This window comes from Psychrobacillus sp. Z16_25 (assembly GCF_056856695.1).
Genome location: NZ_JBXEOV010000021.1, coordinates 26,678 through 40,372 on the forward strand (window position 1 = coordinate 26,678; position 13,695 = coordinate 40,372).

Genomic DNA, 13,695 nt, shown 5'->3' on the forward strand with positions numbered 1-13,695 from the left:
GTAGATTGCCCTAAATCGAGATGTGTATGATTATTAAACGGCTGGTAATATTATTTTTGTTGCTCTCTAATTTTTTCTACCTCTGTTGCCCAAGCCTCAATCTTCTCTTTTATGCTGTTATACTGGTTCTCAACCTCATCATCTTTTAATTGCTTGAGCTCATCATTTAGCTTATAAAGCTGCTGTTGTTGTTCCCCCGCCATCTTTAAGAGCTCACCCCTTTGCTCCTTTGTAAAGATTGCTTCCTCTTCTAACAGAATTATCATATCTCTAATACGTGCACTTTCAATTGCTATGATTGATTGAAGCTTAATAAAGTTTTGTCCTACATTATATTTGGCATTGGAAGCTGCCCAAATATCGTTTCCATTGATTTTTTTATAAATCACATCTGTGCTGCTTGGAATAATCCATTTCTCTTCAATGGTAATCTTCAAGTCTTCTTGCGTTTCAGCAGATAGGTATTCTCCATTCCCAGCAGCTGCTACCGCTTTTAACTGGTCTTCACCCTTTTGATCTACATTAAATCCAATGATGTTTACCCTGCGATTTTCTCCATCCATCGTAAAGCTTTCCGCCTCTTTTACAGGATCTCCATCACAAGTTTCCGCTCCATCACTTACAATATACACAGTAATAGAGCCTTCATAGTTTTTATTCGCCTCATAGACTGTTCGAATTGCCTCTGCAAGTGGCGTCCAGCCCTTTGCCTTCACTTCATCAACCGTTGAATCAAACTTCTGCTGATCATATTTTTGAAGAGGATATACTTCATCTATTTGCGAGCAGGATAACTGTTTATCTTTGTCTGCCTGTGTTCCCGCGTGCCCATAGACATATAAAGAAAGCTCACTTTCCTCTCCAATGGTACTCGCAAAACGCTTAACGGCAGTCTTCGCAATACTCATTTTTTGCTTACCTTCTACAGATAGAAGCATGCTAGAGCTCGCATCTAAAAGTAATATTCCCCGAGACGGCACAGCATTTCCTTCTGCCGTAACAGAATGCTCTTTGTATGGGTCAGGAAGATACGGCTCTGTCAATTCCGCTGCATAATTAATTTGTTCCTCCAGCAGCCCCTCTGATGCATTGCTGGCAAAGTAATAACGAAGCATCTTATAGAGAGTTTGTGTATCATTCATTTCTTTTGTCACTGCCCTCAGCTCTTCAAGCTCCTCCTGCTTTAATTCCCTTGAGTCCTTTGGGAATTTAGAGGTCTCATGCTCAAAAGGGTAATCTAAAGCAAAAACGCCTGCCTTAGAGGCATGCCATTCTTCAATAGTCGTGGGTATAACCACTTCTTGAATCTTCTCTAAGATGGCAGGATTTATATGTTCATTAGAATCTTTTGTAGAGGATTCCACCGAAGCATTTTCCGGCTCAATCTCTTTCTTAGTTTCTGCTTCCGACTCTTTCTGTACACAGCCAGCTAAGAATAATGGAATTGCTAATAATAAAATAAAGTGCTTCATACTTATGGCCACCTCTTTAGATTGTGTTTATTTCCATACGAGGTAATAAAAGTATATGTTTCATCACCTTTTTAAAATAAGCGCAAGGAACTATCACAGTGTAAGATAAAAGTCACAAAAAACGCATGATTACTATGCATAACCATTTGTGCGTTTCTATATATCGATGAGAAAATCATGAAAAAAATACCAAAATATTTTTTAAAAAAAACATTGCATTTCTCTTAAAAAAGCAATATACTATTTTATGTTGTCACGTAAACAACTTATACATTTGGAGGAATACCCAAGTCTGGCTGAAGGGATCGGTCTTGAAAACCGACAGGCGGGTCAAACCGCGCGGGGGTTCGAATCCCTCTTCCTCCTCCATTTATTTTCATAAAATAGGTCCCGTGGTGTAGCGGTTAACATGCCTGCCTGTCACGCAGGAGATCGCCGGTTCGATCCCGGTCGGGACCGCCATTTTGCGGGTGTAGTTTAGTGGTAAAACCTCAGCCTTCCAAGCTGATGATGAGGGTTCGATTCCCTTCACCCGCTCCAAACAAATAATAATCCAGCCGACTGATGCAAATCAGTCGGTTTTATTTTTTATTCAATCCTCTATAAAAAAGCAAGTTATCCACATCTGGATAACTTGCTTTACTTATTACTCCACCATGTACTCTGTGGATATACTCCATCTGCCGTTAAACATATTAGCATAAATCAAACTAGTAAGGGGTGGCTGAACGAGAGTAAATGGGGGCCATCCGAGAGTAATTGTTCACCGAACGAGAGTATTCCTGCTGAATGAGAATAAATCGTCCCTATCTGAGAGTAAGCCACGCCCATACGAGAGTAACCATCCCCTATCCGAGAGTATTCTTCTCTTGAACGAGAGTAAATTTTATAATGCCTATGACAGAGGAAAGCTTCTGGATCTCGCCCTTTTCCATATGACCTGCATACATTGACCATGCCCTTCAACATAACAGTTTCACCTAAAACAGTTTCCGGATAGGAGATTACCGGGATATATCTAGCCTAGAACACCCGAGAATAAAATCACCTTTTTCGAGAGTAATTGCCCACTGAACGAGAGTATTCTAGCTGAATGAGAATAAATCGTCCTTATCCGATAGTAACCAACAGCTATCCGAGAATATTCCTCTCTTGAACGAGAGTAAATTCTCTCGAACAAAAGTAAGTCCATTTACTAAAAATCATTACCTTCTAATAGAACCTTCATGTATCCAAAAACAGAAATCCTTCTCTATAACAACCTTTCTAGAAACTAAACCTATATACAAGATTCAAAGGATCTTTAAACTGCGATATACTATATTAGTCTAATTATTTTAATTATTCTAAATAATATCTTTACGTATCGAAACAATAGATTTAATATAGTGATAGGTTACAATATTTCAAAATTTAGGGGGGATGTTCAATGAGAACAGGGGTTAAATGGATATATTTGTTGGGTTCCATCATGATGTTACTTTTACTAGCGGCTTGTGGTGCTGGAGATTCGGCAAATGAAGAGAACGGGAGCTCCGATGGAATTGTGTCAGCTAAGTTAGGCGTTATCTCTTTCATGACTGGATCTGGTGCTGCCTATGGAGAAGCTATTACAAACGGATTAGAACTAGCCTTGGAAGAAATTAACGAGAAAGGCGAAGTGAAGATTGAGCTTGTCATTGAAGATTCTGCCGGTAAGCAGGAGCAAGCATTATCAGTTGGGCAAAAATTAATGAGCGATAATGATATTGTGGGAATTATCGGACCAACTCTTAGTACGGAGATGAATGTAGTAGGTCCTGAAGCAGACTTAAACGGAATTCCTATTATGGGAACTTCTACAACAGCTGCAGGTATTCCGCAAATAGGAGATTACGTTTTCCGTAACTCCATTCCCGAATCTCTTGCTATACCAGCTGCTCTAGAAAAAGCAGTAAACAAGTATGGAGCGAAAAAGGTAGCAATCCTTTATGGAAACGACGACTTATTTACACAGTCCGGATTCGACACCATGAAGGCTGAAGCTGAAAATATGGGTCTTGATATCTTAACTATTGAAACGTTCCAAAAAGGACAATCTGATTATAATGCACAACTTACAAAAATTAAGGATTTAAATCCAGATTTAATTCTAGCGTCTGCTCTTTATAACGAAGGTGCAGTTATTATGGATCAAGCGAGAAAAATGGGCATTGACGTACCTTTTGTAGGAGGAAATGGATTCAACTCTCCTCAAGTAATTGAAATTGCAGGAGAAGCTGCAGATGGTTTAATCGTAGCTACACCATGGTTTGCCGAGAAACCAGATGATAGAGTGCAAGACTTTGTAAAGAAATACGAGGAAGCTTACGGGCACAAGCCAGACCAATTCGCAGCTCAAGCGTATGACGCGCTGTATATCTATGCAAATGCCTTAAAAAATGCAGGAAAAGCTGATCGCGATGCATTACGTGATGCGCTTGCGGAAACCAAAGACTTGGAAGGTATTTTGGGGAAAATTTCCTTTGATGAGGTTGGAGACGTCGTAATGGATCCTACTGTATTAGTTATTAAAGACGGGAAGTTCCAGCTATTCGAGGAGTAATAATAGAATTCAGCAGGTAAGGGTGTTGCACCCTTACCTTATTTTGAAAGGGTGAGATGTTTGCTATTAGAACAAATAATTAATGGAATCACACTGGGAAGCATCTATGCAATTGTTGCCCTTGGATTCACACTTGTCTTCGGGGTGCTAGGTATTATTAATATGGCACACGGAGAAATATTCATGGTTGGTGCTTTCATAGGAGTATTGGTTACAAGCGTATTAGGACTTCCACTATGGATAGCATTTCTTTCTGCCATCATTGTCACAGTGATTTTAGGGTACTTGTTAGAACGAATTGCACTAAGACCTCTTCGTGGTAAGCAAGGAGTCTCTCATCTTGCTCCTTTAATAAGCACGATCGGGGTTTCTATTCTTCTAGAGAACCTTACCCACCATCTTTTTGGTGCAGGAAACCATCCTTTTCGTCATCCCTTTGCGCAAATCCAATACCAGATTGGTGATATTACTATCTATTTGGTACAAATTTTAATCTTTGTTATTTCTATTACATTAATGATTTTATTCACCTATTGGCTTGCAAAAACAAAGGCTGGTAAAGCTTTACGTGCAACAGCTGAAAACTTAGAGACTGCTAGCTTACTAGGTGTTAATACTAAGAGAACGATTACCACTACCGTTATTCTCGCTTCAGCCCTTGGAGGAATCGCAGGAATCTTAGTTGGAATGGCATTTAACTCTGTTAACCCACAAATGGGGCTGTCCATGGGACTTAAAGGTCTAGCCATTATCATCCTTGGTGGAATGGGCAACGTAAAAGGCGCTCTGGTTGGAGGTCTGCTTTTAGGTCTATCTGAAACAATGATTGTTGCCTATGGTGATTCCGGTTACCGAGATGCAGTAGCCTTTTTGATTATCATTGTCATTCTTTTAGTAAGACCACAAGGAATTTTTGGTAAGAAAACTGCAGAGGTAGGAAGGTGATCAATTCATGCTAGGAGAAATTTTAAATCCCTACTATCTCCAGATTATAGGGTTCATACTCATTAACATTTTGCTTGGTTTAAGCATTTACATAACCTTATCCTCTGGACAATTGTCCTTGGGAAGTGCAGGCTTTATGGGAATTGGCGCCTATACATCCGCATTACTAACCTTACATTTTGAACTACCTCTTTATCTTACGGTGATTATAGGTGCACTAGCGGCAGGAGTGATAGGAATCATTATTGGAATTCCTGCCCTCAGATTAAGCGGGGTATACCTTGCCATTGCCACATTAGGCTTTGGAGAGGTTATTCGTGTTATTTTTGTTAATTCCGAATCATTGACGAAAGGATCGATTGGTTTATCTGGTATACCTCATTTAGGAAGAGAGCTATTAAGCTTCACTACTAATCTTGGTTTTGATCCAGCTATGCTAGGCTTACGAAACAATCAGGCAGTATATTTATTAGTAGTTTTTTTACTATTAATTATTACCATTCTTATTGTTTGGTTCTTTATTCGACAATCAAAATCACGCGTCGGCCGAGCATTTGCCGCTATTAAAATGGATGAAAAAGCCGCCGAAGCGATGGGGATTAATATTACTTACTATAAGGTGCTATCCTTTGCACAAGGTGCTATGTTAGCCGGTTTTGCAGGAGCTCTCTTTGCTCATGTAATGGGCTATATAAGTCCTGCAGACTTTTCTTATCATAGGGCTATTGATATCTTAATCTTTGCTATATTTGGCGGAAGCGAAGTAATATGGGGCGCTATTTTTGGAGCCACTTTTATGACAATGCTGCCGGAAGCTCTTCGTTTTATAAGTGAATATCGATATATGATTTACGGTATAATCTTAATCCTCCTTATGGCATTCCGACCACAGGGGATTATTGATATCACCGTTCTAAATTGGCTAAAACGAACATTTAGAAGGAAAAGGAGGACGAATGATGATATTGCAGATAAATAATATAACGAAAAACTTCGGTGGGATTTCTGCATTAACAGACGTCACCTTCCATGTTAATGAGGGCGAAATATTTGGACTCATCGGGCCTAACGGTGCTGGAAAAACGACCATGTTTAATATCATAACCAATATGTTCCCCCCTACCTCTGGAGAAGTAGTATTTCTTGGAGAGAAAATTTCTGGGGAAAAGCCCTATAAAATTACCGAGAAGGGAATCTGCAGGACCTTTCAGAATATACGTCTTTTCTCTCAGATGTCTGTTTTAGATAATGTGCTTGTCGGTGGACATTGCAGGAGCTCATCCGGAGTATTTAAAAGTGTTTTTCGGACAAAGGCACAAAAAAAGGAAGAAAAAGAGAATCACGAGAAGGCTTTAGACTTAATAGAGTTAGTGGGACTCTCCCGTTTCTCCGATACTATTGCCGAAAACCTAGCATATGGTCAGCAAAGAAGACTAGAAATTGCAAGAGCCCTTGCTAGTGACCCCAAGCTGTTACTTCTTGATGAGCCAGCAGCAGGAATGAACGAAACAGAAACAGAGAATCTTTTTGAATTAATAAAGAAAGTACAAAAACGTGGAGTCACCATTCTTTTAATTGAGCATGATATGCCATTTGTGATGAAGCTATGTGATCGAATTACAGTTCTCAACTTTGGGAAGAAGCTCGCCGAGGGAACTCCAGACGAGATCCAAAGCAATCAGGAGGTAATCGAGGCTTATCTCGGCTCGGAGGAGGATGACGAAATTGCTTAAGGTATCAAATATTGAAACATTCTACGGAAAAATCCAAGCATTAAAAAGCGTGAGCCTAGTCGTTGAACAGGGCCAGGTAGTAACCCTACTGGGTGCAAACGGAGCTGGCAAGACTACTACAATGAAAACAATTACCGGTCTGTTAAAGCCTCAGAAAGGTACAGTTGAATTTCTTGGAGAAAACATTACTGGAATGAGACCCGACCAGCTTGTTCGTAAAGGCATCGCACTTGTTCCAGAAGGAAGAGCAATTCTTTCCACGATGACCGTATTAGAGAACCTTGAAATGGGCGCTTTTCATCGGAATGATAAGGAAATAAAAAAAGACATTGAACAGGTGATGGAGCAATTCCCCATTTTGAAAGAACGGCAAGAGCAGCTAGGCGGTACCCTCTCTGGAGGTCAACAGCAAATGCTGGCTATCGCAAGGGCCCTACTTTCAAAGCCAAAGCTCTTGCTGCTAGATGAGCCTTCGATGGGCTTAGCTCCATTAATCGTGGCAGACATTTTTAAAATGATACGTGAAATCAAAGATAACGGTACAACTGTTTTGCTTGTAGAACAGAATGCAAAGCAAGCCCTGAAGGTAGCCGATTATGGTTATGTAATGGAAACAGGAAAAATCATTATAAGCGGAGAAGCAAACAGCCTTCTAGAGGATCCCCGAGTGGTAGAAGCATATTTAGGGAAGAAATCCAGCTAAACTGAAAAGCGGTTGAAAGGATGAGCCATATGTCGAATACGATTGAAAAAATAGAATTGCCCTATTCTATATCATTATTAGAGAAACTTGCAGAGGAGAAAATAGAAATAGGACCGTTCACTTATGTACATAGCGGTTCAGGAAATGAAAGTACTTTGCGAGCAAATACACAAGCTTTTGAAGATTGGCATATAGTACCCCGATACTTAAACGATGTAAGTACACGTGACACAGCCACCACCATCCTAGGGACCACATTTCCATCATCGTTTGCCATGGCACCAATAGGCGTACAAAGTATTTTTCATCCTAACGGGGAGCTTGCTTCAGCAAGAGCAGCCGCTTCCTGCGGTGTGCCTTTTATCGCTAGTACCCTTTCCTCTTATTCGTTGGAGGAAATTGCCCAAAACTTAGGTAACACTCCTCGCTGGTATCAGCTGTACTGGTCAAGAGACGAGGAAATGGCTGTAAGTATGGTAAAGCGCGCAGAAAATGCTGGCTATTCAGCAATCGTGATAACAATTGACACTTCACTACTAGGTAATCGAGAGAGAGATTTGAATAATCGGTATTCCCCATTAAAGCTTGGAAAAGGTGCAGCGAATTATATACACGACCCTGTCTTCCAGAGCCGTTTCTCTTCTCCACCTTCGGCTAGTGACCCAGAGACTATAAAGCAAATCGTTGATATTATTTTTAATCCTTCCTTGAAGTGGGATGACATCCAGACAATTAAGAAACACACGAAGCTTCCAATTCTTCTTAAGGGAGTCCTTCATGAAGAGGATGCGCGAAAGGCTTTAGCTCATGGCATTGACGGACTAATCGTTTCCAATCACGGAGGACGTCAGCTAGATGGCTGTATCTCTTCCCTAGAAGCGTTACCCGACATTGCAGAGGTAGTAAAAGGAGAAATACCTATACTTTTGGATAGCGGTATACGAAGAGGATCTGATGTTATAAAGGCAAAAGCACTCGGAGCGGATGCAGTTCTATTAGGAAGACCCTTTATTTATGGACTGGCAGCTGCCGGAGAAGATGGTGTGCGCCATGTACTTCAAAATTTCATCACTGATATAGATACTACACTTGCATTGACTGGATTTTCAACGATGGAGAAAATTGATGGCTCGGTGATTAGAAGGAAGAAAAAATATTAATAGGCATACAAATAGCGCCCCCTGCACAAAAACAGGTAGGCGCTATTTACTTTTATAACCGAACATTCATTAGAAAAAAAGATAAGAAAACAGAGGTCAATCATATAAGTATGCAGCCTACAATAGTGAGTACGCCCTTCTCTACTTCTTACTCTAAATAAACTTTGCACTCTATTTCTATATCCGCTGTAAGTGTGTTTCCTTAAAATCAGTTGTGTATTTTAATCCAAAGCCAAAAAATCGATCCATACATATGTGAGCAGCCCAAATATTCGCCGTGATTAATAGATATGGTTCCGGCAGAAAGAAGTAGATACATACCAGGAGAAAAGGCAATAAAAAGCTATGTCCCACATTATAAATGAACGCACCTATTTTAGGATTTACCATATAGCCAACCATTGTAATATCAGGTACTAACAACAATAGGAAAAATAATAAAAGCGAGAACTCTAATTGTATGTTAAGAAATATGCATGTCAAAAATGCTAGCCCATTCTCTAATCCAATAATTTTACGATTCGACATCTGCCCCTCCCTCTATTTGGAGATACATATCTTGAACCATTTGGTCAATATAAGAAGCATTGTCTTTATATTTGCCATCACCCATTAATCCCTTTATTTCCTCCAATGTTCCATATGCCTTCTGCCAAAATTCAATCCGCCGTTTTATCCCTTCTAGTTTCCGTTCAAATAATTGAACTGATTCCTCATTACACTCAGCAGAAATTGGCTGTGCACCTATTTTCAAAAGTCCTTTTATTTCTTTTAAGCTAAAGCCCAATTGCTTTAGCACTATAATCAGTTGGATATCTTTTTCACACTCTCCATCGTATTCACGATAGCCATTAATGAGTCTTTTCGGGCGAATCATCCCAAGCTTTTCATAGTACCTAACCGAATCAGCAAAAATCCTCATTCTTTGAGAGAACTCTTTTATTTTCACCCCTACCACCCCCACCTCAACCATAACATTGGAGTTAACTCTAATGTCAAGTGAAGAAACAGTATAGTTAACTAATCAGATGCTTACACTGCCTTTTAGATATAACAAGGGATAAAATCTCTACACTACCTACATTTCCAATTTAGCAGTACACTTTCTTTTGGTAAATGTTTAAGATATAGATATAAATAAAAAATAGGGTGATTTTATGAAAAAAGTAGTCCATGTAGTCGGAGCAATAATTGAAAATGATAAGCACGAAATCTTTTGCGCATTAAGGAGTCCTAACATGACACTTCCTAACTATTGGGAATTCCCTGGCGGAAAAGTTGAAAAAGGAGAAACTCCTGAACTCGCTTTAGAACGTGAGTTTCAAGAAGAATTTAAAAGTACTATTGTTGTCGGAAAAAAAGTAGAGGACACTACTTATGAATACGAAAATGTAATTGTAAGATTAGAAACATACATGGCATCCATTAAGGAAGGAACACCAGAAGTGTTAGAACATGCAGAGGTAAGATGGGTTCCTAAAGACAAGCTATTAGAATTAAATTTTGCACCAGCAGACATTCCAGCAGTCGAAAAAGTAATAAGGAGTGGTGTAAATGGAAGAATTAATTCGCAAACTTGAGAACTCTTTATATAAAGGATTTATTGACCAAAACAAACCAGTGTCAACACCTTTTAAACCAAAGCTTTTAGTTAATAATACGAACGAAAATGTTTTGTCGACACTTTTACAAGAGTTAAAAACCTGTGAATCCTTTATCTTTTCCGTAGCTTTTATTACTGAAGGAGGTCTAGCCACCTTAAAAACCATGCTACATGATCTAAAGAAAAAAGGAGTTAAGGGGAGAATTCTCACTTCCACCTTTTTGCATTTTAACCAACCCAAAATGTTTAAAGAGCTACTTAAACTTGATAATGTAGAAGTTCGTTTGACTAATGTAAAAGGATTTCATTCCAAGGGCTATATTTTTCAACATGAGGATTACTACTCATTAATTGTCGGAAGCTCCAATTTAACCGATAGCGCTCTAAAAGCAAATTATGAATGGAATATTTTTGTAACATCTTTAGAAGCCGGAGAAGTGATAAATCATTTTAAAAATCAGTTTGAAGATGCTTGGAACGAAGCAAGTCCCTTAACCGAAGAATGGATTAATCATTACAAACAAAACTATGAGCGTCCTCCATTTATTAAGCACGGTGTGTTAAACACACTAGAAATGAATTCACAATACTTAACTAATCCACTTGCTGACAGCTTATCTATTCAACCTAACAAGATGCAAGAAGAGGCCTTACGTCAATTAAGTAATCTCAGAGCAACAGGGGCTCAAAAAGGGATTGTCATATCTGCAACCGGTACAGGTAAAACGTTTTTGTCTGCATTTGACGTAAGAAATTTTGCGCCAAAAAAGATGTTATTCGTCGTGCATAGAGAACAAATTCTAAAGAAAGCACTCCAGGATTATCGTTTAATCTTAGGCGGTAGAGAAGAAGACTTTGGTATTCTCTCAGGTAATTCAAAAGATAAAGAAGCAAAATATCTATTCGCCACAATTCAAACCTTATCTTCTTCTCAGCATTTACACCAATTTGCGAAAGATGAGTTTGAATATATTCTTATTGATGAAGTCCATCGTGCTGGTGCTGCTTCCTACCGATCTATTATCCAATACTTTGAACCAAAATTCTTACTTGGCATGACCGCTACTCCCGAAAGAACTGATAACTTTAATATATATGAGCTCTTTGATTATAATGTAGCTTACGAAATTCGTCTCCAAGCAGCTTTAGAGGCAGAAATGCTTTGTCCTTTTCACTATTTTGGTGTTACTGATTATGAGATAGATGGGAAAACTGTTGATGATACTACACATTTAAAAGACCTTGTTTCGGAAGAAAGAGTGCAACATATTTTAGATAAAATAAATTACTACGGGTATTCTGGAGATCAAGTAAAAGGACTAGTGTTTTGTCGTTCAAAGGAGGAAGCACGCACACTTTCAGCAGCATTAAATAGCCGTTCTTTAAAGACAATTGCTCTTACAGGGGAAAATACCCAACTGGAACGTGAGGAAGCAGTTGAAAAGCTGAAGAGCGGAGACCTTGAATATATTTTGACGGTAGACATATTTAATGAAGGGATAGACATTCCCTTTATTAATCAAATAGTTATGCTAAGACAAACACAATCTGTCATTATTTTTGTTCAGCAGCTTGGGAGAGGATTGAGAAAACATAATTCTAAAGACTATGTCACAATAATAGACTTTATAGGAAATTATAAAAATAACTATTTAATCCCTATTGCATTATCAGGCGACAAGTCGATGAACAAGGACAACGTGAGGCGCAAAACAGTTAATACAACTTATCTCCAAGGTGTCTCTACTATTAACTTTGAAGAAATAGCCAAGAATAGAATATTCTCTGCTATTAATAATTCTAATTTATCAACACTAACAATCTTGAAGGAATCTTATAGCGAGGTAAAAAATCGTCTTGGAAAAATACCAACAATGGTGGATTTTATTCAACAAAACTCACTTGATCCAGAAGTCATTATAGGATACTCAGATAATTATTATAATTTTCTTTTAAAAATGAAGGAGGATATACCTTCCCTTACGGATTACGAGCTTTCTATTCTAACGATGTTGTCAAAAGAAATTTTGAATGGAAAAAGAATACACGAAGTCTTGTTAGTACAAGCATTATTAAAGAATGACTCGGTGAGTAAAGAAAAATTTGTAGAAGCTTTGCAGAGTTATGGTACTTTTTATGACGATGCTACAATTCAGTCTGTTGAAAATATCTTCTCTTTAAAGTTTCACATCACCAAGGACAAGAAGAAGTTTGGAGACAGACCAATCATCGAAAAGAAGGATAATAATTATCTCTTCAATGACTTAATTCAGTCTAGCCTTAAAAACTCTTTTTATAGAAGTTTTTTTGAAGACATTGTTACTTGTGCATTAATAAAGAATTTGGATTATGATCGAACTAGACCACTAACTCTTTATAAAAAATACTCCCGTAGAGATGCGTGTAGACTTCTTAACTGGTCTAAAGATGATTCTTCTACTATCTATGGCTATAGGGTAAAACATGGTACATGCCCAATCTTTGTTACATACCATAAAAAAGACGAGGTAGATTCAAGTGTAAACTACGGGGATGAATTTTTATCAGCGGAATTATTCCGTTGGTTTACAAGGAATAAACTTACTCTAGAATCTAAAGAAGTAAAAGCAATACTTGATTCCGAGAAAACTAACACAGATATCCATCTATTTACTAAGAAAGATGATGGTGAGGGGTTTGATTTTTACTATATGGGTACCGCTTCAATAGTAGCTGATAGTCCAAAAGAGGAAACAATGTACGATAAAACAGGAAAAGAGTTACCTGTTGTAACGATGAATATGGTATTAGAACAACCTGTTCAATATGATATTTATCACTATCTAGTGGAAGAATAATAGAATGTTTGTTATTTTAAGCGGAGCCTCATTTTTTGGAGCTCCGCTTTTTTCTCTAAGGCCAACTCTCCTATAATATTAAAAAGAAGGCAGTTATCCGAAAATAACTACCTTCTCCCTAATTCTAATACTTCACTAAATTACAGCTGTGTATCAATTAAGCCGCAGAATGCATCGACTGGGCTTACACCTGTGAATTCTGAACGTCCCAGCAATTTCTCGATGATTGCAGATATTGTGTGCTCATGACTGTCATAAGCATTGATGTATGTTTTCACTTGTGGTACATCCGCCAAGTGGAATGGACATTGCAACGAGATGAAGATTGTTGGCACTTCATTTACATAGAACGGGATATCCGGCGTTCCTTTTGAAGGATTCCATTGGATGCGTTGGTCTGTACTTGGTGCTACATCCGCTACATTGATAACTAAATCGTAGTTATTTGTTAAGTCAGCGATTGGACGTTTTTGTGCATAGACGTTCATTACCGCACCTAGCATTTCTTGTGGTGGAAGTTTTAGAAGCTTATCAATTGCAGATTCATAAATTTCCACTTCAAATCCTGCTTTTTCAAGTAATTCCTTCATTACTTCAATTGGTTTTTTCTTTCCACTTGACATAGCAGCCATGATTTTACCGTATGCAGACTCTGGTC

Annotated in this window: 11 protein-coding genes, 3 tRNA genes and 1 pseudogene; 11 read left to right on the top strand and 4 right to left on the bottom strand. The window is 38.5% G+C overall.

The window, feature by feature from the left end:
- Positions 1-50 precede the first annotated feature (50 nt).
- Positions 51-1,472, bottom strand: coding sequence for a vWA domain-containing protein (locus tag AC1VU3_RS15705; protein WP_480389910.1), 1,422 nt, complete (start codon positions 1,470-1,472; stop codon positions 51-53).
- A 276-nt stretch (positions 1,473-1,748) separates the two neighbouring features.
- Between AC1VU3_RS15705 and AC1VU3_RS15710 the strand changes: the two genes are divergently transcribed.
- The 9 genes from AC1VU3_RS15710 to AC1VU3_RS15750 all read left to right on the top strand — a co-directional run bounded on the left by AC1VU3_RS15710 (position 1,749) and on the right by AC1VU3_RS15750 (position 8,597).
- Positions 1,749-1,841 (top strand) — tRNA-Ser (locus AC1VU3_RS15710).
- A 17-nt stretch (positions 1,842-1,858) separates the two neighbouring features.
- Positions 1,859-1,934: transfer RNA gene (locus AC1VU3_RS15715), tRNA-Asp, on the top strand.
- A 4-nt stretch (positions 1,935-1,938) separates the two neighbouring features.
- Positions 1,939-2,012 (top strand) — tRNA-Gly (locus AC1VU3_RS15720).
- An 889-nt stretch (positions 2,013-2,901) separates the two neighbouring features.
- On the top strand, positions 2,902-4,056 hold the full coding sequence (locus AC1VU3_RS15725; protein WP_480389909.1) for an ABC transporter substrate-binding protein: 1,155 nt from the start codon (positions 2,902-2,904) through the stop codon (positions 4,054-4,056).
- A 60-nt stretch (positions 4,057-4,116) separates the two neighbouring features.
- Complete coding sequence (locus tag AC1VU3_RS15730) at positions 4,117-5,001, top strand: branched-chain amino acid ABC transporter permease (RefSeq protein WP_480389908.1); 885 nt, start codon at positions 4,117-4,119, stop codon at positions 4,999-5,001.
- A gap of 7 nt (positions 5,002-5,008) precedes the next feature.
- A complete protein-coding gene (locus AC1VU3_RS15735) occupies positions 5,009-5,980 on the top strand; it encodes a branched-chain amino acid ABC transporter permease (protein ID WP_482983951.1) in 972 nt (323 codons plus the stop codon).
- The gene (locus AC1VU3_RS15740; RefSeq protein ID WP_482983952.1) at positions 5,961-6,734 is read left to right on the top strand and encodes an ABC transporter ATP-binding protein; all 774 of its coding nucleotides are present in this window, start codon (positions 5,961-5,963) and stop codon (positions 6,732-6,734) included. The genes AC1VU3_RS15735 and AC1VU3_RS15740 overlap by 20 nt, the downstream gene beginning before the upstream one ends.
- Positions 6,727-7,437, top strand: coding sequence for an ABC transporter ATP-binding protein (locus AC1VU3_RS15745; RefSeq protein ID WP_482983953.1), 711 nt, complete (start codon positions 6,727-6,729; stop codon positions 7,435-7,437). The genes AC1VU3_RS15740 and AC1VU3_RS15745 overlap by 8 nt, the downstream gene beginning before the upstream one ends.
- A gap of 29 nt (positions 7,438-7,466) precedes the next feature.
- Entirely contained in the window at positions 7,467-8,597 is a 1,131-nt protein-coding gene (locus tag AC1VU3_RS15750; RefSeq protein ID WP_482983954.1) for an alpha-hydroxy-acid oxidizing protein, read from the top strand.
- Between the two features lie 177 nt (positions 8,598-8,774).
- Here the strand turns inward: AC1VU3_RS15750 and AC1VU3_RS15755 are convergent, their stop codons facing one another.
- Positions 8,775-9,125 carry a DUF4260 domain-containing protein gene (locus AC1VU3_RS15755; protein WP_480389903.1) on the bottom strand — a complete coding sequence of 117 codons (351 nt, stop codon included), beginning with the start codon at positions 9,123-9,125 and terminating at the stop codon, positions 8,775-8,777.
- Positions 9,112-9,546, bottom strand: coding sequence for a MerR family transcriptional regulator (locus AC1VU3_RS15760; RefSeq protein WP_480389902.1), 435 nt, complete (start codon positions 9,544-9,546; stop codon positions 9,112-9,114). Before AC1VU3_RS15760 ends, AC1VU3_RS15755 begins: the two co-directional genes overlap by 14 nt.
- Before the next feature lie 208 nt (positions 9,547-9,754).
- Here AC1VU3_RS15760 and AC1VU3_RS15765 point away from each other — a divergent pair, with 208 nt between their 5' ends.
- Positions 9,755-10,177, top strand: coding sequence for a (deoxy)nucleoside triphosphate pyrophosphohydrolase (locus AC1VU3_RS15765; protein ID WP_482983955.1), 423 nt, complete (start codon positions 9,755-9,757; stop codon positions 10,175-10,177).
- Positions 10,152-13,037 carry a DEAD/DEAH box helicase gene (locus AC1VU3_RS15770; RefSeq protein WP_482983956.1) on the top strand — a complete coding sequence of 962 codons (2,886 nt, stop codon included), beginning with the start codon at positions 10,152-10,154 and terminating at the stop codon, positions 13,035-13,037. The genes AC1VU3_RS15765 and AC1VU3_RS15770 overlap by 26 nt, the downstream gene beginning before the upstream one ends.
- Positions 13,038-13,177: 140 nt before the next feature.
- Here AC1VU3_RS15770 and AC1VU3_RS15775 read toward each other — a convergent pair.
- A pseudogene (locus AC1VU3_RS15775) lies at positions 13,178-13,695 on the bottom strand (hypothetical protein); the annotation flags it as partial.